This is a genomic window from Pseudomonas sp. D4002, assembly GCF_013385665.1.
Lineage (GTDB): Bacteria > Pseudomonadota > Gammaproteobacteria > Pseudomonadales > Pseudomonadaceae > Aquipseudomonas.
In genome coordinates, this window is record NZ_JACAPN010000011.1 from 56,821 (window position 1) to 81,865 (window position 25,045).

Consider the following 25,045-nt stretch of genomic DNA (forward strand, 5'->3'; position numbering starts at 1 on the left):
CGGCTTGAGTGTTGTAAATCAACAGCTAAAGCGGGCACGGTCAAATGTGGGAGCGGGCTTGCTCGCGAAGGTCGTTAACGATGACGCGGGCATCCTGAATGAACGCGGCGCTCTCAGGTTTTTCGCGAGCAAGCCCGCTCCCACAGAAAAGCAGCTCTGCTTTCGCTCTGGATCTTGCTTTTGCTTTTAACACTCAAGCCGGCCGGTAGGCCGCTGTGCTTTTGCTTTTGACCTTGATCTGACTGCCCCAATGAGCCCGAGGCCGAACGCAGGCAGTGCGAAGCGGGCCGCTGTAAGAGCGGAACCATAAGCGGCCGTTACCGAAATAACGGATATGCCCCCCACCTCAAATCCACCCCAACCAACTCCAATACGTAGCCGCAAACACCAACATCAACCCATACCCAATCAACGTCACCAAAATCCCGACCTTGGCAAACTGCCGCGCGGTAAACGTGCCGGTCCCCAAACACACCATATTCTGCGGCGCATTGATGGGCAGGATAAACCCGTAGCTCATTACAAACCCCAGGAGCATCGTCATCCCCAGCCGACTGAACTCCCCGGGCAACGTCTGCAACACCGCAATCAAAATCGGCAACAACGCCGAGGTCAACGCCGTGGCACTGGCAAACCCCAAATGAATCACGATCAAAAACGCCCCCAGAATCGCAAACACCCCCAGCGGCCCCACCTGGTCCAACCCGGTATGCGCCACCACCTGCGACCCCAGCCACTGCCCCGCCTGGGTGGTCAGCAACGCCGTCCCCAGGCTGATGCCAACCCCAAACACAATCACCGTGCCCCACGGAATCCGCGACTGCACATCCTTCCAGGTCATCACCCCAATCCCCGGCATCAGCAAGAACACCAGCCCGGCATACGTCGTCGAGGTCGTATCAAAGCTGTGCAACCGCCCTTCCGTGGCCCAGGCCAACAACAGCAACACCGACACCGTCAGCAAGCGCTTCTGCGGCCCCGTCATCGGCCCGATGTCCACCAGCGATTGCGCCACCGCCTCCTTGCCTCCGGGAATGCTGTCACTCTCCGGCGGCAGCAGCTTCAACACCAAAAACAACAACACCGCCGACATGATCAGCGCCCACGGCGCCCCGGCGATCAACCAGTCGATCCACGACACCCGCTGCCCCAGCATCTTGTCCATAAAGCCAACCGTCAGCAGGTTCTGCGCCGCCGCCGTCTGGATACCGACGTTCCAGATGCTCGTACCCTGGGCCACGACGATCATGATCCCGGCCGCAATATTCGAACGCTTGTCCACGCCAAACGCGGCAATCACCCCCATCATGATCGGCACCACACACGCACTGCGGGCCGTGGCGCTGGGCACCACCAGGCTCAAGAGGATGGTCACGGCAACTGCCCCGACGAGAATGCCCCGGGTGCTGGTACCCACGCGGGTCAGGGTGACCAACGCGATGCGCCGGTCCAGCCCGGTATGGGTCATGGCTGCGGCGATAAACAACGCGCCGGCCACCAGCGCCAGCGCCGGGTTGGAAAACCCCGTCAACGCCATGCTGATCGCCGGGCTGGAACCGATCAGGTGCGTGGGGTCTTGCAGCGACGGCGCAGTGCCGAGCAAAAACGCCATCAACGAGGTGATCATGATCGCGCTGGCCTCGTAGGAGACCGCTTCGGTGATCCATACCACCACCGCAAACGCGAGGATCGCCAGCATCCGGTGCCCGGCCACCGGCAAGTCGGCCGGCAGCGGCAACAGCAGCACGCCGACCATCACCAGTACGCCGACCACCAGGCCCAGGGGCAACTTGAATGAAGCAGCTGTTGTTGCGGGGGCACTCATGGGGTTCTCCGTCGGCCGTGAAATCTGGCCCACAGCATGAGGCAAAGCGTCACGCCCGGTGTTGACGGGTATCAAGTGGCTAGGCCAATAACTGGGTCAACACCGCCCGCAACTTGCCGGGCTTGACCGGCTTGTTCAGCAATGGCACGTCCAGGCGCTGCAATGCACGGCGGCATTGGTCGGTGCGGTCGGCGGTGATAATCACTGCCGGAATCCTGCAGCCAAAATGCTCGCGCAACTGGTGCACGACCTCACAGCCCACCACGCCATGGTCCAGGTGATAGTCCGCGAGAATCAGCTCCGGTGCCCTGCCCTGCAACGCAACCAGTGCGCCGGCCTGATCGGTCGCAGTGACCACTTCGCAGCCCCACTGCCCAAGCAGCGCGCTCATGCTGTCGAGGATGCCGACTTCGTTATCCAGCACCAGCAGCCGCCTCCCCGGCAGCGGGTTGCCGGTGCTCGGTTGCGCGGCCACCACACTGATGGGCAGCGGCATGTCCTCGCTGATGGGGACTTCGATGCTGAACATCGAACCGCGCCCCGGCCACGAACGCACCGCCACCGGATAACCGAGGACCTCGGCGATACGCTCGACAATCGCCAACCCCAGACCCACGCCCTTGCGGTCGGCGGCGCGGCCCACGTCCAGTTGATTGAACTCCAGGAAGATGGCGTCCAGGCGGTCCGCCGCAATTCCGCGCCCGGTGTCCCACACCTCCAGGCGCAACCGCTCACCCCGGCGGCGGGCGCCCAGCAGGATGGAGCCCGCGCTCGTGTAGCGGCAGGCGTTGCTGAGGAAATTGCGCAGGATCCGCGTCACCAGCCGCAGGTCGGTGTTGATTGCGTAATGGCCTGTACGCGCCCGCAGGTTCAGCCCGGACGCCGCGGCCACCGACTGGAATTCCGAGACCAGCGGTGCGAACAGTTCGTCGAGACGGTACAGGGCGATGTCCGGCTTGACCGCCGCTTGATCGAGTCGGGAAATGTCCAGCAAGTCGGTGAGCAAATCCTCGGCGCCTTCCAGGGCCTGATGGGTGCGCTCCACCAACACGTGTTCGACGCTGGGCAAGTTGCGCTCGCGCAGGGTGGAAATCAGCAAGCGTGCGGCGTTGAGGGGTTGCAGCAGGTCATGACTGGCGGCGGCAAGGTATTTGTCCTTGCTGCGGTTGGCGGCCTGGGCGGCATCCCGAGCATCGCGCAAGTCCTGCTCGATCTTCTCGCGCTGGGCGATTTGCTGTTGCAGGTTGCGGTTGGCTTCCAGCAACTCGTCGGTACGCGCCGCGACCCGCTGTTCCAATTCGTCGTTGAGGCGGATGTAGCGATTGCGCTCGGCTTCCAGCTCGTCGAGGCGCGCGGTCAGTTCGGGGTAATGACTCTTGCGCGCCGAGTGGTTGCCCAGCCCCAGGAGCCCCGCGAGTGCCCGTTGCTGATCGTCAGAGAGCTTCGCCATAGACGACCTCGACGTCACGCTGGCTGGATTCACGCGGGTTGGTAAGGATGCACGGGTCGTGCATGGCGTGCTGCGACAGAAAGGGAATGTCCGCCACTCGAATCCCATGCAGGCCGAGGGTTTCATGGAAGCCGATCGCATGCTTCAACGCGATCAAATGGTCCACCAGCCGGCCGCAGATTTGCCGGTGGTTGAGGCCCCGGCAATCAATGCCGAAGGTCTCGGCAATCACCTTGAAACGCTCCGGTGCCGCGCTGTAGTTGAACGCCACCACATGTTCCACCAGCACCGCGTTGCACAGGCCATGGGGCAGGTCGAGAAAGCCGCCAAGGCTGTGGGACATGGCATGCACCGCGCCGAGGATCGCGTTGGAAAACGCCAGCCCGGCCTGCATGCTGCCCAGCATGATTTTCTCCCGCAGGGCGATGTCGCCGGGGTTGGCGATCATCTGCACCAGGTTGCCATTGATCAGGCGCATGGCTTCCAGCGCGTGGGGATCGGTCAGCGGGCCGTGGCCGGTGGACACGAAGGCCTCGATGGCATGCACCAGCGCATCGATGCCGGTACAGGCCGAGAGAAACGGGTCCATGCTCGCCGTGGTTTCCGGGTCGATCAGTGAAACATCGGGCACCACCGCCTTGCTGACGATGGAGAACTTCATGCGCTCCTGCTGGTTGGAAATGATCACGAACTGCGAGACATCCGCCGAGGAGCCCGCGGTAGTCGGGATCAGGATCAGCGGCGGGCTCGGCACGCGGATGGTGTCGACGCCTTCGAAGTCGAGGATGCTGCAGCCATGGGCGACCACGATGCCGATGGCCTTGCCGCAGTCCATCGGGCTGCCGCCACCGACGGCGACGATCACGTCGCAATGGTTTTCACGGTAGACCTCGGCGCCGAGCATCACCTCTTCAACCCGGGGGTTGGGCGAAACGGCGGTGTACAGGCAGTAGTCGATGCCGATCGCTTGCAGGCTGGCCTCGACATCGGCCACCCAGCCGACAGCAACCACGCCGGGATCACTCACCACCAACACCTTGCGCGCGCCAAAGGTCTTGGCGTAGTTGCCTACGTTGTGCCGGCAGCCGGCGCCAAAGATGATTTCAGGGGAAACGAATTTACGCAGGAGACTCAGGTTCGGGCTCATTGGTAAGCCTGTTTTTATTATTCTGGAAGATGCGCTCCACACTAACCCATCCGACACTGATTGCAATCAGACCAATGGGTGGCGCTGAAACCGCGACGTACGGCACGATCTACTACTTTGGTACTGATTCCCCTCTCTATCGTCGCATTCCCAAGGCATCGAGACTGGCATGTAATGGGCGCATGACCCTATGGATCGGACCTGCTTGAATAAGCAAAAATAATAAGGCGAACGTCCATGTACAAAATTCTGATAGCCGACGATCACCCACTGTTTCGCGAGGCGATCCACAACGTCATCAGCGACGGGTTCCCGGGCAGCGAAGTGATGGAAACCGGCGACCTGGACAGCGCCCTGACCATGAGCCAGGAGCACGACGATCTGGATCTGATCCTGCTGGACCTGAACATGCCGGGCATGCACGGCCTCAATGGCCTGATCAACCTGCGCAACGAGTCGCCGACGATTCCGGTGGTGATCGTGTCCGCCGAGCAGGACAAGCAGGTCGTGCTGCAAGCCATCACCTATGGCGCGGTGGGGTTTATCACCAAGTCCTCGCCCAGGCTGCAGATGACCGAGGCAATCCAACAGATTCTCAACGGCAATGTGTATTTGCCGCCGGAGATTATTCGCAGCCAGAAAATCGGCGGGCAACGGCGCATGAATGATTGCCTGGGGCTTGCGCCGGAGCTGCTGCAGGCCCTGACCCGCAAGCAATTGCTGGTGCTGGAGCGGATGACCAAGGGTGACTCGAACAAGCAGATCGCCTATAGCCTGGAGATTGCCGAGACCACGGTGAAGGCCCATGTCTCGGCAATCCTGCGCAAGTTGAACGTGCACAATCGGGTGCAGGCGATTCTCAGCGCCGGGGACATCGACTTTGGTGCCTACCTGCGGCGCTGATACCCGTAGGGGCGGGATGCTGACCGCATTTCAAGGCACCTGAATGAGGGCCCGAAACAGCATGCCCGCCGCCACCAGCACACACAGGGTGGCAAAACCCACCTGCAAGGTGCGCGCCTTGATCACCGAGCACAGGCGCCGCCCCGCCAACATGCCGACAATGCTCGAACCGATAAACACCCAGCCCATCGGCTCGATACTGACCCCGGCATGAAACGCACCGATCACGCCGATCAACGAGATCAGGCTGATCACCATCAGCGAGGTGGCGACGATGCCGCGCATCTGCACATCGGTCAGTTGCTTGAAGGCCGGTACGATCAGGAAGCCGCCGCCCACGCCGAGCAGGCCCGATACCGCACCGGTCACTGCGCCGAGGGCGGCCAGGGTGGCGGTGCATTTGGCGGTCCAGGAAAAGCGCCCGGTCTGTTGATCGAGCATGCAGTTCTTCTGGCCCCAGGACGCGGTGCCGTGGTCGCTCGGCCCGGCCTCAAGCTTCTCCCGTTGCAGCATGCGCCAGGCCACCAGCACCATCAGCGCACTGAACAGGCCCATCAGGACTTTCTCCGACATCTGGTGGGCGAAGAAAACCCCCAGCGGCGAAAACAGCGCGCCAAGCAGCGCAATCAGCAGCGCCGCGCGGTAACGCACCAGGCCATGGCGCAAACCGTCGACAGCCCCCACGGCAGCGGCCGCGCCCACCGCGAACAACGACACGGGCGCGGCCTGGGTCATGGTCAACCCCAGCCCCAATACCAGGGCCGGGACACCAAGAATGCCGCCTCCGGCACCGGTCAAGCCCATGACCAACCCCATCAACACGCCCAGAAAACTTGCCAGCAGCATAGGGTTGCCTCAATCCACCTTGGCCAGACGGGTCAGCCACTCGCGGCCCTTGAGCATGCCGTTCCAGTAGAACCACGGCAGGAAACTCGCCTTGAGGAACCACGCCGAACGCCGCGCCACAGTCGGGTCGAGGGGAAAGGTCGGCAGCAACTTGCCGCCATAGCCGAACTCGGCCAGCACCACCTTGCCCTTCTCCACGGTCAGCGGGCAGGAGCCATAGCCGTCGTACTTGAGGGGCAACGGTGCCTGTCTGCGCAGGGCCAGCAGGTTTTCCGCCACCACCACGATTTGCTTGCGCACCGCCGCGGCGGTCTTGGCGTTGGTGGTGGAACACACATCGCCCAGGCCGAAGATGTGCGGGTAGCGCAGGTGTTGCAGGCTCTGGGGATTCACTTCGCACCAGCCGGCGGCATCGGCCAGGGGGCTGTGGCGAATGAAGTCCGGCGAGACCTGTGGCGGGACGACGTGCAGCAGGTCGAAGGTTTTCTCTTCGACGCGCACATTGCCTTCGGCGTCCTTGATTTCGAACCAGGCCTTGCGCGCGGGGCCGTCGACCTTGACCAGGTTGGAGTTGAATGCCAGTTGCGCCGAGTACTTTTCAACGTACTTCATCAGCGGCGGCACGAAGGTCGGCACGCCGAACAAGGCGGCACCAGCCAGGTTGAATTCGACCTTGATGTTTTTCAGGTCACCCTGGCGGAGCCAGTGATCGCACGACAGGTACATGGCTTTTTGCGGAGCGCCGGCACATTTGATCGGCATGGCCGGTTGGGTAAAGATCGCCTTGCCATTTTTGAGTTGCTGCACCAGCTGCCAGGTGTAGGCGGCGTGCTCATAGCTGTAGTTGGACGTTACGCCATGCCGGCCGAGGGTCTCTTGCAGGCCTTCGATCTTCTCCCAGGCCAGGCGCAGGCCCGGGCACACGATGAGGTTCTTCCAACTGACGCGCTGGCCACTGTCGAGCACCAGGGTTTGCTCGTCGGGCAGTAATTCGCTGACCGCGGCCTGGATCCAGGTGACGCCGTTGGGCAGCACGTCGGCCATGGGGCGCACGGTCCTGGTAACGTCATAAGCCCCACCGCCCACCAGGGTCCAGGCCGGCTGGTAGTAGTGGTGGTCGTTGGGCTCGATCAGGATGATGTTCAGGTGCGGGTCGCGCTTGAGCAGGCTGGCCAGCAGGCCGATGCCTGCCGAGCCGCCACCGATGACAACGATATCGCCACTGATGGTAGGTCCCCAGTGTTGGTCGTTCATGGTCTATGGCCTTTTTCAGTTAATGCACGCAAGGGTCGTTGCCGTATGGCACCACGCCCTAGCTGTTTGCCACCACGATGCCATCCTTTGCCTCGGGTCCTTTAATTCACTTAAGCTCACAAGGTTATGTGGAAACCTAACTGAATGTAAGTCGCCATTAGCTATCTGGGAAACCCGTCATGTCAGCGTTGATTCAATCCTTTCTGGACGAGGCGTCGTCGACCTACACCTACGTCGTCTATGAAACGGACGGTGGCCCATGCGCCATCGTTGATTCGGTGCTCAACTACGACCCGGCCTCCGGACGCACCGGCACCGGCCAGGCGGACAAGGTGATCGCGTTTGTGCGCGAGCATGGCTTGCAGGTGCAGTGGTTGCTGGAAACCCACGCCCATGCGGATCATCTGTCGGCTGCGCCTTATTTGCGTCGCCAGCTGGGGGGCAAGATCGCGATTGGCCAGTCCATCAGCAAGGTGCAGGGAGTGTTCAAGAACCTGTTCAACCTGGAGCCGGAGTTTCGGGTGGATGGGTCGCAGTTCGACCATCTGTTTGCGCCGGATGAGGTGTTTCACATCGGCAACCTGAAGGCCCAGGCGCTGCATGTGCCGGGGCATACGCCGGCGGATATGGCTTACCTGATTGATGACCAGTTGATTCTGGTGGGCGACACGCTGTTCATGCCGGACGTGGGCACGGCGCGCTGCGATTTCCCTGGTGGGGATGCGCGCCAGCTGTATGGGTCGATGCGCAAGTTGTTGGCCTTCGCGCCTGAAACCCGCCTTTATGTGTGCCATGACTATCCGCCCGAAGGACGCGCAGCCAAGTGCCTGACCACGGTGGCTGAACAGCGGGCGGGGAATATTCATGTGCATGACGGGGTGGATGAGGCGGCGTTTGTCGAGATGCGCACCACGCGGGATGCCGGGTTGGGCATGCCCACGCTGTTGTTGCCGGCGATTCAGGTGAATGTGCGGGCCGGGGTGATGCCGCCGGCGGAAGGAAATGGGGTGGTTTATTTGAAGATTCCCCTCAACCAGCTTTGAAATGCACTACAAAATGTGGGAGCGGGCTTGCTCGCGAATGCGGTGTATCAGTCTATATTTTCGGTGACTGACACTCCCCATTCGCGAGCAAGCCCGCTCCCACATTTGTTTTGTGTCGTTCGTTAGCCGAGGTTGATGCCGTTAGCCGGTAGCGGCAGCGCGGTTTTGTAGCGCACTTGCTTGAGGGCAAAGCTGGAGCGGATGTTGGCGACACCCGGGACTTTGGTCAGGAAGTCCATCATGAAACGCTCCAGGGACTGGATGGTGGGCACCAGCACCCGAATCAGATAATCGGGGTCGCCGGCCATCAGGTAGCACTCCATCACTTCGGGGCGATCCGAAATCGCCCCTTCGAATTGCTGTAATGCCAATTCGTTCTGCTTTTCCAGGCTGACGTGGATGAACACATTGACGTGCAGCCCCAGCAGGTCGGCGTCCAGCAGCGTCACCTGGTCGCGAATCAGCCCCAGTTCTTCCATGGCCTTGACCCGGTTGAAACACGGCGTGGGCGACAGGTTGACCGAACGGGCCAGGTCGGCGTTGGTGATGCGAGCGTTCTCCTGAAGGGCGTTCAGAATGCCGATATCGATACGGTCCAGTTTGCGCATGAGACAAAACCACCTGTTTATTATGTTTATGCAGTTTTTTTATCCCCAAATGATCTCCAACGCAATGAAACAGAGATAAATATTCTTCTGAGCCGAGCCTATGATTGTTGTAGGACAAGATTTCTTCTACCCGAAGAAGGACTGTCAGCTACCGCGCCCACTACAAGAAATTCACAAGATAGAGCGTAGAAAGCCATGACTCAGCAGTACGAACCACTGCGCCTGCACGTTCCCGAACCCTCGGGCCGCCCAGGCTGCAAGACCGACTTTACCTACCTGCGCCTGACTGACGCTGGCCTGGTGCGCAAACCCCCAATCGACGTAGAACCCGCCGACACCGCCGACCTGGCCAAGGGCCTGATTCGCGTGCTCGACGATCAGGGCCAGGCCCTCGGCCCATGGGCTGAAGGCGTGCCGGTGGAGATTCTGCGCAAGGGCATGCGCGCCATGCTCAAGACGCGGATCTTCGACAACCGCATGGTGGTCGCCCAGCGTCAGAAGAAGATGTCGTTCTACATGCAAAGCCTCGGCGAAGAAGCCATCGGCAGCGCCCAGGCCCTGGCCTTGAACATCGACGACATGTGCTTCCCCACCTACCGCCAGCAAAGCATCCTGATGGCCCGGGAAGTGCCGCTGGTAGACCTGATCTGCCAACTGCTGTCCAACGAGCGCGACCCGCTCAAGGGCCGCCAGTTGCCGATCATGTACTCGGTAAAAGATGCCGGCTTTTTCACGATTTCCGGCAACCTCGCCACCCAATTCGTACAAGGCGTGGGCTGGGGCATGGCCTCGGCCATCAAGGGCGATACCAAGATTGCCTCGGCCTGGATCGGCGACGGCGCCACCGCTGAGTCCGACTTCCACACCGCCCTCACCTTCGCCCACGTGTACCGGGCACCCGTGATTCTTAACGTAGTGAACAACCAGTGGGCGATCTCCACCTTCCAGGCCATTGCCGGCGGTGAAGCCACGACCTTTGCCGGACGCGGCGTGGGTTGCGGCATCGCCTCCCTGCGGGTGGACGGCAACGACTTTGTCGCGGTGTACGCCGCCTCCGCCTGGGCCGCCGAACGTGCCCGCCGCAACCTGGGCCCGACCCTGATCGAATGGGTGACCTACCGTGCCGGCCCGCACTCCACCTCCGATGACCCGTCCAAATACCGTCCCGCCGACGACTGGAGCCACTTCCCGCTGGGCGACCCGATCGCCCGCCTCAAGCAGCACCTGATCAAGATTGGTCAGTGGTCCGAAGAGGAACACGCGGCGGTCAGTGCCGAACTTGAAGCCGAAGTGCTCAAGGCCCAGAAAGAAGCCGAACAGTACGGCACCCTGGCCGGTGGCCAGATTCCAAGCGCCGCGACCATGTTCGAAGACGTTTATAAAGAGATGCCGGAGCACTTGAAGCGCCAGCGTCAAGAGTTGGGGATCTGACATGAACGATCACAACAACAATATCGAGCTGGAAACCGCCATGACCACCACGACCATGACCATGATCCAGGCCTTGCGCTCGGCCATGGATGTGATGCTTGAGCGAGACGACAATGTGGTGGTGTTCGGCCAGGACGTCGGTTACTTCGGCGGCGTGTTCCGTTGCACCGAAGGCTTGCAGAACAAGTACGGCACCTCGCGGGTGTTCGACGCACCGATCTCCGAAAGCGGGATCGTCGGCGTGGCGGTCGGCATGGGCGCCTATGGCCTGCGGCCGGTGGCCGAGATTCAGTTCGCCGACTACGTGTACCCTGCCACCGACCAGATCATTTCCGAAGCCGCCCGCCTGCGTTATCGCTCGGCCGGCCAGTTCACTGCACCGCTGACCATGCGCATGCCCTGCGGCGGCGGCATCTACGGCGGCCAGACCCACAGCCAGAGTATTGAAGCGGTGTTCACCCAGGTCTGCGGCCTGCGCACGGTGATGCCGTCCAACCCGTACGACGCCAAGGGCCTGCTGATCGCCTCCATCGAAAACGATGACCCGGTGATCTTCCTCGAACCCAAGCGCCTGTATAACGGCCCGTTCGACGGCCACCACGACCGCCCGGTAACCCCGTGGTCGAAACACCCGCAAGCGCAGGTGCCGGACGGTTACTACACCGTGCCGCTGGATGTGGCCGCCATCGCCCGCCCGGGCAAGGACGTGACCATCCTCACCTACGGCACCACGGTGTATGTGTCGCAAGTCGCCGCCGAAGAAACCGGCATCGACGCCGAAGTCATCGACCTGCGCAGCCTGTGGCCGCTGGACCTGGAAACCATCGTCAATTCCGTGAAGAAAACCCGTCGCTGCGTGATCGTTCACGAAGCCACCCGTACCTGCGGGTTCGGCGCCGAGCTGGTGGCGCTGGTGCAGGAGCATTGCTTCCACTACCTGGAAGCGCCGATCGAGCGCGTCACCGGTTGGGATACCCCGTATCCCCACGCGCAAGAGTGGGCGTATTTCCCTGGCCCGACCCGTGTGGGCGCGGCTTTGCATCGGGTTATGGAGGTCTGAATGGGCACGCACGTTATCAAGATGCCGGACATTGGCGAAGGCATCGCAGAAGTTGAATTGTCGGTATGGCACGTCAAGGTCGGCGACCTGGTGGTAGAAGACCAGGTGCTGGCGGACGTGATGACCGACAAGGCCATGGTGGACATTCCGTCGCCGGTGCACGGCAAGGTGATTTCCCTCGGCGGCGAGCCGGGGGAAGTCATGGCGGTGGGCAGTGTTTTGATCAGTATCGAAGTGGAAGGCGCAGGCAATACCAGGGAGTCGGCGTTGTCGGCGGTGGTTGAAGAGGTCGCGCCGGCACCGGCTCCTGCACCGAAAGTCGAAGCCAGGGCCGCGCCGGTGGTTGAACCCAAGCCGGCAGCCAAACCTGCGGTGGCGGCTGCGCAAGCGCCCGTGGCCCGCGAGGCCGATGACCGCCCGCTGGCCTCCCCGGCCGTGCGCAAACATGCGCTGGATGCTGGCATCCAGCTACGACTGGTCCAGGGCTCCGGCCCGGCCGGCCGGATTCTGCATGAAGATCTGGACGCTTACTTGCTCCAGGGTCCGGCGAAAAATTCCGGGGCCTCCAACCCGTACGCCGAACGCAACGACGAGCAGCAAATCCCGGTGATCGGCATGCGCCGCAAGATCGCCCAGCGCATGCAGGACGCCACCCGGCGCGCCGCGCATTTCAGCTATGTGGAAGAGATCGACGTCACGGCCCTCGATGAGTTGCGCGTGCACCTCAACGAGAAACACGGCGCTACCCGCGGCAAGCTGACCCTGCTGCCGTTCCTGGTGCGGGCCATGGTCGTCGCATTGCGCGACTATCCGCAGATCAACGCGCGTTATGACGATGAAGCCCAGGTCATCACCCGCCTCGGCGCGGTGCATGTGGGTGTCGCCACCCAGAGCGATGTCGGCCTGATGGTGCCGGTGGTGCGTCACGCCGAAGCCCGCGACCTGTGGGGCACGGCGCAAGAAATCAATCGCTTGGCGAATGCGGCGCGCAATGGCAAGGCCAGTCGCGATGAGCTGTCGGGCTCGAGCATCACCCTGACCAGCCTCGGTGCGTTGGGCGGGATTGTCAGCACCCCGGTGCTGAACCTGCCGGAAGTGGCCATCGTCGGGGTCAACCGCATTGTCGAGCGGCCGATGGTGATCAAGGGCCAGATTGTGATCCGCAAGATGATGAACCTCTCCAGCTCCTTCGATCACCGGGTGGTCGATGGCATGGACGCGGCGCAATTCATCCAGGCCATCCGTGGCCTGCTCGAACAACCCGCCAGCCTGTTCCTGGAGTAACCCATGTCTCAAACATTGCACACCACGCTGCTGATCATCGGCGGCGGGCCTGGCGGTTACGTGGCAGCGATTCGCGCCGGCCAGCTGGGCATCCCGACCATCCTGGTGGAAGGCCAATCGCTGGGCGGCACCTGCCTGAACATCGGCTGCATTCCGTCCAAGGCGCTGATCCATGTCGCCGAACAGTTCCAGCAAACCGTGCACCACAGCCAGGGTTCGCCGTTGGGTATCGAAGTCGATGTGCCGACCCTGGACATCGGCAAAAGCGTTGAATGGAAAGACGGCATCGTCGACCGCCTGACCACCGGCGTAGCCGCGCTGCTGAAAAAACACAAGGTCCAGGTCATTCAGGGCTGGGCCAAGGTCGTGGACGGCAAGACCGTCGATGTCGGCGACCAGCGCATCCAGTGTGAACACCTGTTGCTGGCCACCGGCTCGAAAAGTGTCAACCTGCCGATGCTGCCGATTGGCGGGCCGATCATCTCCTCCACCGAAGCCCTGGCGCCGAAACGCATCCCGAAACGCTTGATCGTGGTGGGCGGCGGCTACATTGGCCTGGAATTGGGGACTGCCTATCGCAAGCTCGGTGCCGAGGTCAGCGTGGTTGAGGCCCAGGACCGGATTTTGCCGGCCTACGACGCCGAACTGACCCAACCGGTGGCCGAATCCCTGAAGCAACTGGGGGTGAAGGTGTTCCTCAAACACAGCGTCACCGGTTTTGAGCACAACACCCTGCAAGTGCGCGACCCCAGCGGCGAGACGCTGTCGCTGGAAACCGACCAGGTGTTGGTTGCCGTTGGTCGCAAACCCAACACCCAGGGCTGGAACCTCGAAGCCTTGAACCTGGACATGAACGGTTCGGCGATCAAGATCGACAGCCGCTGCCAGACCAGCATGCGCAATGTGTGGGCCATCGGTGACCTCAGCGGTGAACCGATGCTCGCCCACCGGGCCATGGCCCAGGGCGAAATGGTCGCCGAACTGATCAGCGGTAAATCCCGCGAATTCAACCCGGCCGCGATCCCGGCGGTGTGCTTCACCGACCCGGAACTGGTAGTGGTCGGCAAGACCCCGGACGAAGCCAGGGCGGCCGGGCTGGACTGCATCGTGTCGAGCTTCCCGTTCGCCGCCAATGGCCGGGCCATGACCCTGGAGTCGAAAACCGGCTTCGTGCGGGTAGTGGCGCGCCGCGACAATCACCTGATCGTCGGCTGGCAGGCGGTAGGCGTTGGCGTCTCGGAACTGTCCACGGCCTTCGGCCTGAGCCTGGAAATGGGTTCACGCCTGGAAGACGTGGCGGGCACCATCCACGCCCACCCGACCCTCGGCGAAGCGGTACAGGAAGCAGCCCTGCGGGCCCTGGGGCATGCATTGCATCTATAAAATGGCGAAGTTCAAATGTGGGAGCGGGCTTGCTCGCGAAAGCGGTGGATCAGCACCGAATGCATCGAATGACACGCCGCATTCGCGAGCAAGCCCGCTCCCACACAAGCCAAGAATGAAGTATTGTTGCGCCCATCCAGAAATAAACCATAAGCCTGCCTTCGACCAGGCGGTTGACAAAAGATAGAGGGTGTCATGGGTAACGAAAGCATCAATTGGGACAAGCTGGGTTTTGACTACATCAAGACCGACAAGCGTTTCCTCCAGACCTGGAAAGACGGCGAGTGGCAAAAAGGCACCCTGACCGACGACAACGTGCTGCACATCAGCGAGGGCTCCACCGCCCTGCACTACGGCCAGCAATGCTTTGAAGGCCTCAAGGCCTACCGCTGCAAGGACGGTTCGATCAACCTGTTCCGCCCCGACCAGAATGCCGCGCGCATGCAGCGCAGCTGTGGCCGCCTGCTGATGCCACAAGTGCCGACCGACGCCTTCATCGAAGCCTGCAAGGAAGTGGTCCGCGCCAACGAGCGGTTCATCCCGCCGTACGGCACCGGCGGCGCGCTGTACCTGCGCCCGTTCGTGATCGGCACCGGTGACAACATCGGCGTGCGCACCGCGCCGGAATTCATCTTCTCGATCTTCTGCATCCCGGTCGGCGCCTACTTCAAGGGCGGCCTGACCCCGCACAACTTCCTGATCTCCGGCTACGACCGTGCGGCTCCCAACGGCACCGGCGCAGCCAAGGTCGGTGGCAACTACGCCGCCAGCCTGATGCCCGGTTCCCTGGCGAAAAAAGCCAACTTCGCCGACTGCATCTACCTCGACCCGGCCACCCACTCGAAGATCGAAGAAGTCGGCTCGGCCAACTTCTTCGGGATCACCCACGACAACAAGTTCGTCACCCCGAACTCGCCGTCGGTGTTGCCAGGCATCACCCGCCTGTCGCTGATCGAGCTGGCAAAATCGCGCCTGGGCCTGGAAGTGGTTGAAGGCGACGTGCTGATCGACAAGCTGTCGGACTTCAAGGAAGCCGGCGCCTGCGGCACCGCCGCCGTGATCACCCCGATCGGCGGCATCGAGTACAAAGACAAGCTGCACGTGTTCTACAGCGAAAAAGAAGTCGGCCCGGTCACCCAGAAGCTCTACAAAGAGCTGACTGGCGTACAGTCCGGCGACGTCGAAGCGCCTGAGGGCTGGATCGTCAAGGTCTAAGCAACACTGCAAAACCAAACTGTGGGAGCGGGCTTGCTCGCGAAAGCGGAGTGTCAGTCGACAGATTTATTGGCTGATCCACCGCATTCGCGAGCAAGCCCGCTCCCACATTTGCTTTCAGTGCTTGGAAAACCGGGCTTCAGGCCTTATCCATCGGGATGTTTTCCAGGATCTTCTTGCCCATGCTGATCCGCGGCTCCGCGCCATAACCCAGCGCCTCATAAAACCCCATCACCGCGTCATTGCCACTGGTGATCTGCAGGTTGATCTTCATGCAACCCAGCGCCGTCAACGCCTGCTCCGCATGCCGCACCAACGAGGCGCCCAGGCCCTGGCGGCGATAGTCGTTGTGCACCGCCACTGAATACAACCAGCCACGATGCCCGTCGTAGCCGGCGAGGATGGTACCGATCACCGCCTTCTTGTCGGTGGCCACGAAGAACAACCCATCGTTGACCGCCAGCTTCTTGTCGATCGCCAGGCTCGGCAGGTTATGCGCCGCGTCATAACCAAACGCCGCCTGCCACAACGCCACTACCTGCGCCCGATGGGCCCGATCGCGATAGACACCGATGGGATGGCGGGATGACAACGCCTTCTCCATCACCAGCGTGCGCTCATTGCCATGGTAGACATCGCGCACCGTGTGGAAACCGAGCTTGGTGTAGAACGGCTCTGCCGTCAGCGAAGACGGCACATGCAACAAGGTCACCCCGGCTTCCCGGGCACGCAGCTCGATTTCAATCATCAGCAAGCGCCCGATGCCCTGCCCTTGCAGCGCCGGATTGACGAAGACCGAGCGCACCACATTGGCGTCAAGTGCCGCCGTGGCAACGATCACCTCATCCTGAATGGCCACCAGCACCGTTCGACGCGCGAGCAACGCCACGACAGCCTCGGGAGTAAAGTTGCTCGCCACCCGCGCAATCACATCCGCCGGATAATCCCGGGCGTTGCTGTCATGCAGGGCCGCCAGGATGACCTGGCTGATGCCCTCGGCATCGGTGGTTTGGGCGAGACGAACTTCAGTGGGCATGGTTTCTCCATCCAGACAAAAAACCTCAGGCAACACAATACCAATGTGGGAGCGGGCTTGCTCGCGAAGGCGGTGTATCAGCCACCGAATTTATTAACTGACCCACCGCTTTCGCGAGCAAGCCCGCTCCCACATTTTGATCTCCACTCACCTCCACAGCCGATTCGGCTGCCCCACCCCACTTTTCAGCTTTCCCGGCTGAGCCACCCCCTCACTTCAGCCGGGATTCTTCCTTCACACCGCACAAAATAGCCTCACTGCCCAACCCATGGACCCGTGCCCCCATGCAAACCACCAACACTGTCCTGATGATCCGCCCGGCGCACTTCGCCTTCAACCCGGACACCGCGATCAACAACCGCTTCCAGCGTGCGCCCCTCGACCCGTTGGCGGCACAGCAGAAAGCGCTGGAAGAGTTCGACGGCTACGTCGACACCCTGCGCCATCACGGCGTGGAAGTGCTGGTGGTACAAGACACCCCCGCTCCCCATACCCCGGATTCGATCTTCCCCAACAACTGGTGGAGCAGCCACGCCGACGGCAGCCTGGTGCTGTACCCGATGGAAGGCCGGAACCGACGACTGGAACGCGACAAAGGCGTACTGCAAGTGCTGGAGCAACGCTTCGCGATCCACAACACCATCGACTTCAGCCACCTCGAACAACAGAACATGTTCCTCGAAGGCACCGGCAGCATGGTCCTCGACCGCCAGCACCGCATCAGCTACGCCTGCCATTCCGGACGGACCCATCAGGATGCCCTGCGCCAGTTCGCCGAACGCCTGGACTACCAGGTCTGCGTATTCCACGCCGTCGACCGTCACCACGCGCCGATCTACCACAGCAACGTAATGATGAGTGTCGGCCGCGACCTCTCTGTGGTGTGCCTGCAAGCCTTGCCCGATGACCGCGAGCGCCAGGCCCTTGAACGCTCCCTGCGCGACACCGGCAAAGACATCGTCGCCCTGGACTTCGACCAGTTGGAAGCCTTCGCCGGCAACATGCTCGAAGTCCATGACCGCGACGGCCAGCCGCTGCTGGTGATGTCGGCCAGCGCCTGGGGCTCCCTCAAGCCCGCCCAGCGCCAGCACGTGGAGCGCCACACCCGGCCGGTGGTGGTGAACATCGACAACATCGAACGCATCGGCGGCGGCAGTGCCCGCTGCATGTTGGCGGAAGTACATCTGCCCACCCGCCCCTCATTTCAATAAGGAGTCTTCCCATGACCCGCTATATCGACGTCAACGACTTGAGCTACCTGGTTTCGCAAAAAGGCCTGCAAACCTGCATTACCGAGATGGCCGAGTACATCCGCGCCGACTACCTGCGCTGGCAGGACTTTGAAAAATGCGCGCGCCTGGCCAACCACTCGCCCGAGGGCGTGATCGAGCTGATGCCGGTGTCCGACGCGTCGCTGTACGCCTTCAAATACGTGAACGGCCACCCGAAAAACACCCAGAGCGGCATGCTCACCGTCATGGCCTTCGGCGCCCTGGGTGATGTGGACACCGGCAAACCGGTGCTGCTGGCGGAAATGACCCTGACCACCGCGATCCGCACGGCCGCCACCTCGGCCCTGGTGGCGCGCTACCTGGCCCGGGACAACAGCCGCAGCATGGCGCTGATCGGCAACGGCTCCCAGAGTGAGTTCCAGGCCCTGGCCTTCCACGCGATGCTGGGCATCACTGAAATCCGCCTGTTCGACATCGACGCCAAGGCCACCGCCAAACTGGCCGCCAACCTCAAAGCCTTCCCGGCGATCAAGGTGATCCTGGCAGGCAGCGTTGCCGAAGCCGTGAAAGGCGCCGACATCGTCACCACCGTCACCGCCGACAAGGCCTACGCCACCATCCTCACGGACGAGATGATCGAACCGGGCATGCACCTGAATGCCGTCGGTGGCGACTGCCCCGGCAAGACCGAACTGGACCGACGAATCGTCGAACGGGCCCGCGTGATTGTCGAGTACGAGCCACAAAGCCGCATCGAAGGCGAAATCCAGCACATGCCGGAAGATTCGCCGGTCACCGAGCTGTGGCAAGTGATCAACGGCCAGGCGCCAGGCCGCGAAAACGCGCGCCAGGTCACCCTGTTCGACTCGGTAGGTTTTGCCATCGAAGACTACTCCGCCCTGCGTTACGTACTGGACGTGGCCAAGGCGCTGGACGTGGGCAGCGAACTGGAACTGGTGCCGGACCTTGCCGACCCCAAGGACCTGTTTGCCCGCCTGGCCCAAGCACCGGTGGCACAGCAGAAAAAGCGCGCCTGAGACCGCTCTGGCCTGCCGCTTTGCGTGAAAGGCAGGCCGGAAAAACCCGGTCAACAAGCCGATTCAGCGGGTGCCGCAGCCGTTTCCGCTGTGACCCGCGTTTTAACAGCACATTCCGCCCGCCGCGGCAGGGGTAAACGACACAAAAAACGCACCATCTTGAAGCATTCTCTCTGACAACAAACAGCCCAATGTGGCGAGGGAGCTTGCTCCCGCTGGAGTGCGTAGCGCTCCCGGGATTTTGGGGCCGCTGCGCAGCCCAGCGGGAGCAAGCTCCCTCGCCACAAAAAGCCTCTTCACCTTAGCGTCCCGTTTTCTACTGCCCTGACATCAATTACAAAATATAGGGAATACACATGACTCCGCTCCGATCACTTTTCGCTGCGCTGCTCCTGCCATTGGCCGCAACCGCTGCCCAGGCTCAGGAATGGAAAGAAATCCGCTTTGGGGTTTTCCCCGAATACCCACCGTTTGAATCCGTCGCCGCCGACGGCAGCCTGCAAGGTTTCGACATCGACCTGGGCAACGCCATCTGCGCCAAGCTGGAAGTCAAATGCGTGTGGGTCCACAACGAATTCGACGGCATGATCCCGGCCCTGCGCGCCCGCAAGTTCGACGCCATCATGTCCTCCATGGCCGTGACCCCGGCCCGCCAGAAAGTCATCGACTTCAGCGACCGGCTGTTCCTCAGCCCGACCTCGGTGATCACCCGCAAAAGCGCCGACTTCGGCGACACCCCCGAATCCCTGAAAGGCAAACAGGTCGGCGTGCTGCAAGGCTCGCTGCAGGAAGCCTACGCCCGTGCGCACCTGGCCAAGCTCGGCGCGCAGATCAAGGCGTACCAGTCCCAGGAACAGAACTACGCCGACCTGCAAAACGGTCGCCTCGACGCCACCCTCACCGACAAGCTCGAAGCCCAGCTCAACTTCCTGTCCAAGCCTGAAGGTGCCGACTTCAAGACCGGCCCGGCCTTCAAGGACCCGACCCTGCCGCTCGACATCGCCATGGGCCTGCGCAAGAACGACAAGGACCTGGTGGAGCTGATCAACAAAGGCATCGCCGCCGTCCAGGCCGATGGCACCTACACACAGATCCAGAAGAAATACTTCGGCGATCAGGATATCTACAACGAGTGACGCCTCATGTGGGAGCGAGCTTGTGTGGGAGCGGGCTTGCTCGCGAAAGCGGTGGGTCAGTCACACATGTATTGACTGAAACTCTGTCTTCGCGAGCAAGCCCGCTCCCACACAAGCTCGCTCCCACAGTAAAACTCTGCGCCCCATCGAGATACTTCCCATGAATGAACTCCTCAACTTGCAAGGCTTCGGCCCGCTGCTGGCCCAGGGTGCCTGGATGACGGTCAAGCTGGCGTTCCTGGCGCTGCTGCTGAGCCTGTCCCTGGGACTGCTCGCCGCCGCCGCCAAGCTCTCCAGCGTCAAGCTGCTGCGGGTTCCGGCAACGCTCTACACCACGCTGATTCGCAGCGTGCCGGACCTGGTGCTGATCCTGCTGATTTTCTACAGCCTGCAACTGTGGCTGAACGACCTGAGTGAAATGCTCGGCTGGGCCTACTTCGAAATCGACCCGTTCACCGCCGGTGTCATCACCCTCGGTTTTATCTACGGTGCGTATTTCACCGAAAACTTTCGCGGGGCGATTCTCAGCGTGCCCGCCGGCCAACTCGAAGCCGCCACCGCCTACGGCCTGAGCCGCTGGCAGCGCTTTCGCCTGGTGCTGTTCCCGCAACTGATGCGCTTTGCCCTGCCGGGCCTGGGCAACAACTGGCTGGTGCTGCTCAAGTCCACCGCGCTGGTGTCGATCATCGGCCTGTCAGACCTGGTCAAGGCCGCACAAAACGCCGGCAAGACCACCAATGACCCGCTGTATTTCCTGATCCTCGCGGGCCTGGTGTACCTGGTGATCACCACCCTCTCCAACCGCATCTTCAAACGCCTGGAACGGCGCTACAACGTGGGCATCAAGGGGATGGTGCGATGATCGAACTGATCCAGCAATACGGCCTGGCCTACCTGTTCACCGACGGTAACGGCTTTTCCGGGGTGGCGATGACCCTGTGGCTGTTCATTATCTCGGTGGTGCTGGGCTTCATCCTGTCGATCCCGCTGGCGATCGCGCGGGTGTCGGAACACTTCTGGATTCGCTGGCCAGTGGAGGTCTACACCTACCTGTTTCGCGGCACACCGCTGTATATCCAGTTGCTGATTTGCTACACCGGCCTCTATGGCCTGGACGTGGTGCAGGACAACGCCCTGCTCAACCAGTTTTTTCGCAATGCACTGAACTGCACGCTGCTGGCGTTTGTACTGAACACGTGCGCCTACACCGTGGAAATCTTTGCCGGGGCGATTCGCAACATCCCCCACGGCGAGATCGAAGCTGCCAAGGCCTACGGCCTGCATGGCTGGCGCCTGAACCTGTTTGTGGTAGTGCCCGCCGCACTGCGTCGCGCACTGCCGGCCTACAGCAATGAAATGATCCTGATGCTGCACGCCACGTCCCTGGCGTTCACCGCCACCATTGCCGACATCCTCAAGGTGGCCCGCGACGCCAACGCCGAGACGTTCCTGACGTTCCAGGCCTTCGGCATCGCTGCCCTGTTGTACATGCTGCTGTCCTTTGCACTGGTGGGCCTGTTTCGACTGGCCGAACGTCGCTGGATGCGTTTTCTTGTTCCTACCCGAGGCTAACCCATGAATCAGTCCGCGCAGGCCCTGGCCGCTTATCCCACCGATGTACGCCCCGCTACCCAGCCGGTCGCCGTGGCCGAAAACGCCAACGTCAAACTCCAGGTCGAAGGCCTGCACAAACGCTATGGCGAGCATGAGGTGCTCAAGGGCGTTTCACTGAACGCGCGCAACGGCGACGTGATCAGCCTGATCGGCGCCAGCGGCTCCGGCAAGAGCACGATGCTGCGATGCATCAACTTCCTCGAACAGCCGGACGCCGGGGTTATCACCCTCGATGGCATCAGCATCGAAATGCAACAAGGCCGCGCCGGCACGCGCGCGCCGCACCAGGCGCAATTGCAGAACCTGCGCACCCGCCTGGCCATGGTGTTCCAGCACTTCAACCTGTGGAGCCACATGACCGTGCTGGAAAACATCACCATGGCGCCGCGCCGGGTGCTGGGGGTGAGCGCCGCCGAGGCGGAAAAACGCGCACGCCTGTACCTCGACAAGGTCGGCCTGCCGGGCCGGGTGGCGGACCAATACCCGGCATTCCTCTCCGGCGGCCAGCAACAGCGCGTGGCCATCGCCCGGGCCCTGGCGATGGAACCGGAGATCATTCTGTTCGACGAACCCACTTCGGCCCTCGACCCTGAACTTGTAGGAGAAGTGCTCAAAGTCATACAGACGTTGGCGGAGGAAGGTCGTACCATGCTCATGGTCACCCACGAAATGGGCTTTGCCCGCCAGGTGTCCAGCCAAGTGCTGTTCCTGCATCAGGGCCGTGTCGAGGAGCAAGGCGCAGCGGATATCCTCGACCAGCCGAACAGCGAACGCTTGCAGCAATTTCTTTCCAACCGATTGAAGTGAACACCACACACCATGGATACCAAGGCCACCGGACCGAACGCCTCACCTGTGCTGGACCGCATCGATGAAGCCATCATCGACGTGTTACGGCACCAGGGACGCATCACCTACGAAAAACTCTCGTCGCTGGTGCACCTGACGCCCAGGCCGTGCCTGGAACGGGTACGCAAGCTGGAACGACGCGGGGTCATCCGGGGTTATGGGGCGATCATCGACGTGCAGATGGTCTCGCCGGGGCTGTCACTGCTGGTGCTGGTGGCCCTCTCCAACCAGAGCGGGCGCTCGGCGCAGAAGGCGTTCGAGGCATGTGTCAAAGCCTGCCCGCAAGTGTTCGAGTGCCAGTTGATCAGCGGGCCGTTCGACTACAGCCTGCGCATGCGCTGCCGGGACATGGAGCACTACCGCGTGCTGACGGAAACCTGGCTGAACAATGATGAATTGCACATCGATAAATTGGTGGCGCATCCCGAGCTGGCGGTCGTAAAAAACACCGCCACCGAACTGGCCTGAATCCGCCCCTACAGGCAATAGAGATCAAATGTGGGAGCGGGCTTGCTCGCGAATGCGGTGTATCAGTCGCTGGATGTGCTGCTGACACACCGCATTCGCGAGCAAGCCCGCTCCCACATTTAACCGTGCCCGCTTGAAATTCGCTTGCCTGGACGCGCCCCAATCATCTTCGCCTGCCCATCCCGCTGCTTGCCCGTACGCGCCTCGCTGATCAGTCCCGGAATCAACTTGCCCTCCGGCAGATTCTTCCAGAACCGGCTCGGCAAATGCCCTTCCATCACCTTCGGATTCAACCGCGCCGGGTTAAAGATATGGCTGTAGTAGGTCAACCACATCGCACTGTGGGGATCCTCGACATTCTGCGCCAACGCCTGCCATTCCACCGGGCATTGCCGCTGGTGAATCAACTGCTCCCCGTCGTAATAAACCCCATCCAGAGGCGTGGCGATCATCCAGCGATGACGCCCCATGCGCCCGACAAAATGCTGGCTGGCCACCTTCAAGATATCGTGGGCCGGCTCATGCCACGCCACGTACTCCGGCAACTGCGGCCCCGCCTCTGCCGGCAATGCGATAAACCGCACAAACGCATGCAGGTGATGGGCCTCGCGCTGCACCTGCTTGATCCGCCGCTGCAATTCGCTGCCCAGCTTGTCCCCCGACATCATCGCCGTGCGGTCCCCATGGCTGACGCGCCACAGCACCTCATACAACAGGCTCCAGCGCTGTTCACCGTGATAACACGCGGCAGACTCCAGCAGCTCCAGCAGCGCCTTGGGAATCCGCGCCTGGAACGGCCCGCACTCGGCCGGGTACTGCTCGTCGGTGGCAAACAGGTCCGCCACCTCGGCCACGCCCCAACTCACGTGGCTGGGGTCGATCTGATGGCTGAGCAACCAGCGCGCCTGCTCGCGCCAGGTGCTGAACAGGTTGTCGCATTCCAGGCTGATCATCCCCACAGCCCCATTTGCTGCGGCTGCGGGCGGTCGCGCAGTTGTTCGCGCAGCAGCACGCTGGTGCTTTCCGCTTGCTGCGGGTGGTAGTCGCTGGTGATGAAAAACGGCTTGGCCTTGGTCAGCACACACCGCATGCGCGCCAGGTCTTCGAAGCGGATCTTGCGCTGGCGACGCAGGTCCACCAGCCGCTGGGTGGTGCGCAGGCCAATTCCGGGAATGCGCGCAATAAGCGTCGGCTCGGCCCGGTTCAAGTCCAGCGGGAACACCTCGCGGTGCTCCAGCGCCCAGGCCAGCTTGGGGTCGATATCCAGGGCCAGGTCGCCCGGCCCTTCAAACAGTTCATTGGCGCTGAACCCGTATCTGCGCAACAGGAAATCCGCCTGGTACAAGCGGTGCTCGCGCATCAGCGGCGGCGCGGCCAGGGGCACGCTTTTCGGGCTGTTGGGGATCGGGCTGAACGCCGAGTAATACACCCGGCGCAGTTTGAAATTGCCGTACAACGCCTCGGCGCTGTGGAGGATGGTGCTGTCGTCGGTGTCATCGGCGCCGACGATCATCTGCGTGCTCTGCCCGGCCGGCGCGAAACGCGGCGCGCGGGGTTCGTTGAACACCGTCTGCTCACCGGTATAGATGGTTTGCATGGCCTGCTTGATCGAGACGATCTGCTTCTCGGGCGCCAGGGTTTGCAGGCTCTTGTCCGTTGGCAACTCGATATTCACGCTGAGGCGATCGGCATACCGCCCCGCCTCGGCAATCAGTGCCGGGTCGGCTTCGGGAATGGTCTTGAGGTGGATGTAGCCGCGAAAGTCATGCTCTTCGCGCAGGAGTTTGGCGACCCGCACCAGCTGCTCCATGGTGTAGTCGGCCGAACGGATGATGCCGGAGCTGAGAAACAGCCCGCTGACGCAGTTGCGCCGGTAAAAGTCGAGGGTCAGGGTCACCACCTCCTCCGGGCTGAAGCGTGCACGGGGCACGTCGCTGGAGCGGCGGTTGACGCAGTATTGGCAGTCGTAGAGGCAGAAGTTGGTCAGCAGCACCTTGAGCAACGACACGCAGCGACCGTCGGGCGTGTAGCTGTGGCAGATGCCCATGCCATCGGTGGAACCCAGCCCCGCCTTGCCTTCCGAGCTGCGCTTGGGCGCACCGCTGCTGGCGCAGGACGCGTCGTACTTGGCAGCGTCGGCGAGGATGCTGAGTTTTTCGATCAACTGCATGGGGCTTCTACCGATACTGGTTTTTTGTACAGTATCAGCAGCCGCCCCCGCGGT

The 25,045-nt window shown here is 62.0% G+C and carries 23 protein-coding genes; 14 read left to right on the forward strand and 9 right to left on the reverse strand.

The window, feature by feature from the left end; genetic code table 11:
* Window positions 1-346: 346 nt before the first annotated feature.
* The 3 genes from HX824_RS04590 to ercA form a co-directional block, all read right to left on the reverse strand.
* Complete coding sequence (locus HX824_RS04590) at window positions 347-1,825, reverse strand: DASS family sodium-coupled anion symporter (protein WP_134327016.1); 1,479 nt, start codon at window positions 1,823-1,825, stop codon at window positions 347-349.
* Between the two features lie 79 nt (window positions 1,826-1,904).
* The gene (locus tag HX824_RS04595) at window positions 1,905-3,275 is read right to left on the reverse strand and encodes a hybrid sensor histidine kinase/response regulator (RefSeq protein ID WP_003207799.1); all 1,371 of its coding nucleotides are present in this window, start codon (window positions 3,273-3,275) and stop codon (window positions 1,905-1,907) included.
* A complete protein-coding gene (ercA, locus tag HX824_RS04600; RefSeq protein ID WP_003207798.1) occupies window positions 3,259-4,422 on the reverse strand; it encodes an alcohol dehydrogenase-like regulatory protein ErcA in 1,164 nt (387 codons plus the stop codon). Before ercA ends, HX824_RS04595 begins: the two co-directional genes overlap by 17 nt.
* Window positions 4,423-4,659: 237 nt before the next feature.
* Here ercA and HX824_RS04605 point away from each other — a divergent pair, with 237 nt between their 5' ends.
* Entirely contained in the window at window positions 4,660-5,325 is a 666-nt protein-coding gene (locus HX824_RS04605) for a response regulator transcription factor (RefSeq protein WP_003207796.1), read from the forward strand.
* A 30-nt stretch (window positions 5,326-5,355) separates the two neighbouring features.
* On the opposite strand, the gene HX824_RS04610 is transcribed toward HX824_RS04605, so the two are convergent.
* Both HX824_RS04610 and HX824_RS04615 read right to left on the reverse strand, forming a co-directional pair.
* On the reverse strand, window positions 5,356-6,171 hold the full coding sequence (locus HX824_RS04610) for a sulfite exporter TauE/SafE family protein (protein WP_003207794.1): 816 nt from the start codon (window positions 6,169-6,171) through the stop codon (window positions 5,356-5,358).
* 9 nt (window positions 6,172-6,180) lie between these two features.
* Complete coding sequence (locus HX824_RS04615; RefSeq protein WP_177054188.1) at window positions 6,181-7,425, reverse strand: FAD/NAD(P)-binding oxidoreductase; 1,245 nt, start codon at window positions 7,423-7,425, stop codon at window positions 6,181-6,183.
* A gap of 179 nt (window positions 7,426-7,604) precedes the next feature.
* On the opposite strand from HX824_RS04615, the gene HX824_RS04620 reads away from it, so the two are divergent.
* Entirely contained in the window at window positions 7,605-8,468 is an 864-nt protein-coding gene (locus HX824_RS04620; protein ID WP_003207791.1) for an MBL fold metallo-hydrolase, read from the forward strand.
* 122 nt (window positions 8,469-8,590) lie between these two features.
* Here the strand turns inward: HX824_RS04620 and bkdR are convergent, their stop codons facing one another.
* Window positions 8,591-9,076: a Bkd operon transcriptional regulator BkdR gene (gene bkdR / locus HX824_RS04625; protein ID WP_003212855.1), complete on the reverse strand. Its 486-nt coding sequence runs from the start codon at window positions 9,074-9,076 to the stop codon at window positions 8,591-8,593.
* 195 nt (window positions 9,077-9,271) lie between these two features.
* Between bkdR and HX824_RS04630 the strand changes: the two genes are divergently transcribed.
* From HX824_RS04630 to HX824_RS04650, 5 genes are all read left to right on the forward strand, one after another.
* The gene (locus HX824_RS04630) at window positions 9,272-10,507 is read left to right on the forward strand and encodes a 3-methyl-2-oxobutanoate dehydrogenase (2-methylpropanoyl-transferring) subunit alpha (RefSeq protein WP_003212857.1); all 1,236 of its coding nucleotides are present in this window, start codon (window positions 9,272-9,274) and stop codon (window positions 10,505-10,507) included.
* Window position 10,508: 1 nt separating this feature from the next.
* Window positions 10,509-11,567, forward strand: a complete 1,059-nt coding sequence (locus HX824_RS04635; protein WP_003212859.1) for an alpha-ketoacid dehydrogenase subunit beta — start codon at window positions 10,509-10,511, stop codon at window positions 11,565-11,567.
* Entirely contained in the window at window positions 11,568-12,851 is a 1,284-nt protein-coding gene (locus tag HX824_RS04640; protein ID WP_102369558.1) for a dihydrolipoamide acetyltransferase family protein, read from the forward strand.
* A gap of 3 nt (window positions 12,852-12,854) precedes the next feature.
* Window positions 12,855-14,234, forward strand: a complete 1,380-nt coding sequence (gene lpdA, locus HX824_RS04645; protein WP_087694490.1) for a dihydrolipoyl dehydrogenase — start codon at window positions 12,855-12,857, stop codon at window positions 14,232-14,234.
* A 195-nt stretch (window positions 14,235-14,429) separates the two neighbouring features.
* The gene (locus HX824_RS04650; RefSeq protein WP_003212864.1) at window positions 14,430-15,449 is read left to right on the forward strand and encodes a branched-chain amino acid aminotransferase; all 1,020 of its coding nucleotides are present in this window, start codon (window positions 14,430-14,432) and stop codon (window positions 15,447-15,449) included.
* Between the two features lie 139 nt (window positions 15,450-15,588).
* Here the strand turns inward: HX824_RS04650 and HX824_RS04655 are convergent, their stop codons facing one another.
* On the reverse strand, window positions 15,589-16,485 hold the full coding sequence (locus tag HX824_RS04655; RefSeq protein ID WP_008434482.1) for a GNAT family acetyltransferase: 897 nt from the start codon (window positions 16,483-16,485) through the stop codon (window positions 15,589-15,591).
* A 284-nt stretch (window positions 16,486-16,769) separates the two neighbouring features.
* On the opposite strand from HX824_RS04655, the gene ctlX reads away from it, so the two are divergent.
* The 7 genes from ctlX (at window position 16,770) to HX824_RS04690 (ending at window position 22,821) form a co-directional block, all read left to right on the forward strand.
* A complete protein-coding gene (ctlX, locus tag HX824_RS04660) occupies window positions 16,770-17,696 on the forward strand; it encodes a citrulline utilization hydrolase CtlX (RefSeq protein ID WP_177054189.1) in 927 nt (308 codons plus the stop codon).
* An 11-nt stretch (window positions 17,697-17,707) separates the two neighbouring features.
* Window positions 17,708-18,754, forward strand: coding sequence for an ornithine cyclodeaminase (locus tag HX824_RS04665; RefSeq protein ID WP_003212869.1), 1,047 nt, complete (start codon window positions 17,708-17,710; stop codon window positions 18,752-18,754).
* A gap of 356 nt (window positions 18,755-19,110) precedes the next feature.
* Window positions 19,111-19,890 (forward strand): ABC transporter substrate-binding protein, encoded by a 780-nt coding sequence (locus HX824_RS04670; protein ID WP_003212870.1) that lies wholly within the window; start codon window positions 19,111-19,113, stop codon window positions 19,888-19,890.
* 160 nt (window positions 19,891-20,050) lie between these two features.
* Window positions 20,051-20,752, forward strand: a complete 702-nt coding sequence (locus HX824_RS04675; RefSeq protein WP_008434488.1) for an ABC transporter permease — start codon at window positions 20,051-20,053, stop codon at window positions 20,750-20,752.
* Entirely contained in the window at window positions 20,749-21,462 is a 714-nt protein-coding gene (locus HX824_RS04680) for an ABC transporter permease (protein ID WP_003208574.1), read from the forward strand. Before HX824_RS04675 ends, HX824_RS04680 begins: the two co-directional genes overlap by 4 nt.
* A gap of 3 nt (window positions 21,463-21,465) precedes the next feature.
* A complete protein-coding gene (locus HX824_RS04685; RefSeq protein ID WP_256344069.1) occupies window positions 21,466-22,311 on the forward strand; it encodes an ABC transporter ATP-binding protein in 846 nt (281 codons plus the stop codon).
* A gap of 12 nt (window positions 22,312-22,323) precedes the next feature.
* Window positions 22,324-22,821: an Lrp/AsnC family transcriptional regulator gene (locus tag HX824_RS04690; RefSeq protein WP_003208571.1), complete on the forward strand. Its 498-nt coding sequence runs from the start codon at window positions 22,324-22,326 to the stop codon at window positions 22,819-22,821.
* 119 nt (window positions 22,822-22,940) lie between these two features.
* Here HX824_RS04690 and HX824_RS04695 read toward each other — a convergent pair whose 3' ends face one another.
* On the reverse strand, window positions 22,941-23,774 hold the full coding sequence (locus HX824_RS04695) for a TIGR03915 family putative DNA repair protein (RefSeq protein WP_003208569.1): 834 nt from the start codon (window positions 23,772-23,774) through the stop codon (window positions 22,941-22,943).
* Window positions 23,771-24,991: a putative DNA modification/repair radical SAM protein gene (locus tag HX824_RS04700; RefSeq protein WP_177054190.1), complete on the reverse strand. Its 1,221-nt coding sequence runs from the start codon at window positions 24,989-24,991 to the stop codon at window positions 23,771-23,773. The genes HX824_RS04695 and HX824_RS04700 overlap by 4 nt, the downstream gene beginning before the upstream one ends.
* Between the last annotated feature and the right edge of the window lie 54 nt (window positions 24,992-25,045).

Excerpts from the sequence above, each read along its gene's own strand:
- bkdR (WP_003212855.1), bottom strand. The coding sequence starts at position 9,076 with ATGCGCAAACTGGACCGTATCGATATCGGCATTCTGAACGCCCTTCAG.
- HX824_RS04655 (WP_008434482.1), bottom strand. The coding sequence starts at position 16,485 with ATGCCCACTGAAGTTCGTCTCGCCCAAACCACCGATGCCGAGGGCATC.
- lpdA (WP_087694490.1), top strand. The coding sequence starts at position 12,855 with ATGTCTCAAACATTGCACACCACGCTGCTGATCATCGGCGGCGGGCCT.
- HX824_RS04620 (WP_003207791.1), top strand. The coding sequence starts at position 7,605 with ATGTCAGCGTTGATTCAATCCTTTCTGGACGAGGCGTCGTCGACCTAC.
- ercA (WP_003207798.1), bottom strand. The coding sequence starts at position 4,422 with ATGAGCCCGAACCTGAGTCTCCTGCGTAAATTCGTTTCCCCTGAAATC.
- ctlX (WP_177054189.1), top strand. The coding sequence starts at position 16,770 with ATGCAAACCACCAACACTGTCCTGATGATCCGCCCGGCGCACTTCGCC.
- HX824_RS04640 (WP_102369558.1), top strand. The coding sequence starts at position 11,568 with ATGGGCACGCACGTTATCAAGATGCCGGACATTGGCGAAGGCATCGCA.
- HX824_RS04590 (WP_134327016.1), bottom strand. The coding sequence starts at position 1,825 with ATGAGTGCCCCCGCAACAACAGCTGCTTCATTCAAGTTGCCCCTGGGC.
- HX824_RS04670 (WP_003212870.1), top strand. The coding sequence starts at position 19,111 with ATGACTCCGCTCCGATCACTTTTCGCTGCGCTGCTCCTGCCATTGGCC.
- HX824_RS04630 (WP_003212857.1), top strand. The coding sequence starts at position 9,272 with ATGACTCAGCAGTACGAACCACTGCGCCTGCACGTTCCCGAACCCTCG.
- HX824_RS04595 (WP_003207799.1), bottom strand. The coding sequence starts at position 3,275 with ATGGCGAAGCTCTCTGACGATCAGCAACGGGCACTCGCGGGGCTCCTG.
- HX824_RS04665 (WP_003212869.1), top strand. The coding sequence starts at position 17,708 with ATGACCCGCTATATCGACGTCAACGACTTGAGCTACCTGGTTTCGCAA.
- HX824_RS04695 (WP_003208569.1), bottom strand. The coding sequence starts at position 23,774 with ATGATCAGCCTGGAATGCGACAACCTGTTCAGCACCTGGCGCGAGCAG.
- HX824_RS04605 (WP_003207796.1), top strand. The coding sequence starts at position 4,660 with ATGTACAAAATTCTGATAGCCGACGATCACCCACTGTTTCGCGAGGCG.
- HX824_RS04650 (WP_003212864.1), top strand. The coding sequence starts at position 14,430 with ATGGGTAACGAAAGCATCAATTGGGACAAGCTGGGTTTTGACTACATC.
- HX824_RS04635 (WP_003212859.1), top strand. The coding sequence starts at position 10,509 with ATGAACGATCACAACAACAATATCGAGCTGGAAACCGCCATGACCACC.
- HX824_RS04680 (WP_003208574.1), top strand. The coding sequence starts at position 20,749 with ATGATCGAACTGATCCAGCAATACGGCCTGGCCTACCTGTTCACCGAC.
- HX824_RS04615 (WP_177054188.1), bottom strand. The coding sequence starts at position 7,425 with ATGAACGACCAACACTGGGGACCTACCATCAGTGGCGATATCGTTGTC.
- HX824_RS04610 (WP_003207794.1), bottom strand. The coding sequence starts at position 6,171 with ATGCTGCTGGCAAGTTTTCTGGGCGTGTTGATGGGGTTGGTCATGGGC.
- HX824_RS04700 (WP_177054190.1), bottom strand. The coding sequence starts at position 24,991 with ATGCAGTTGATCGAAAAACTCAGCATCCTCGCCGACGCTGCCAAGTAC.
- HX824_RS04690 (WP_003208571.1), top strand. The coding sequence starts at position 22,324 with ATGGATACCAAGGCCACCGGACCGAACGCCTCACCTGTGCTGGACCGC.
- HX824_RS04675 (WP_008434488.1), top strand. The coding sequence starts at position 20,051 with ATGAATGAACTCCTCAACTTGCAAGGCTTCGGCCCGCTGCTGGCCCAG.
- HX824_RS04685 (WP_256344069.1), top strand. The coding sequence starts at position 21,466 with ATGAATCAGTCCGCGCAGGCCCTGGCCGCTTATCCCACCGATGTACGC.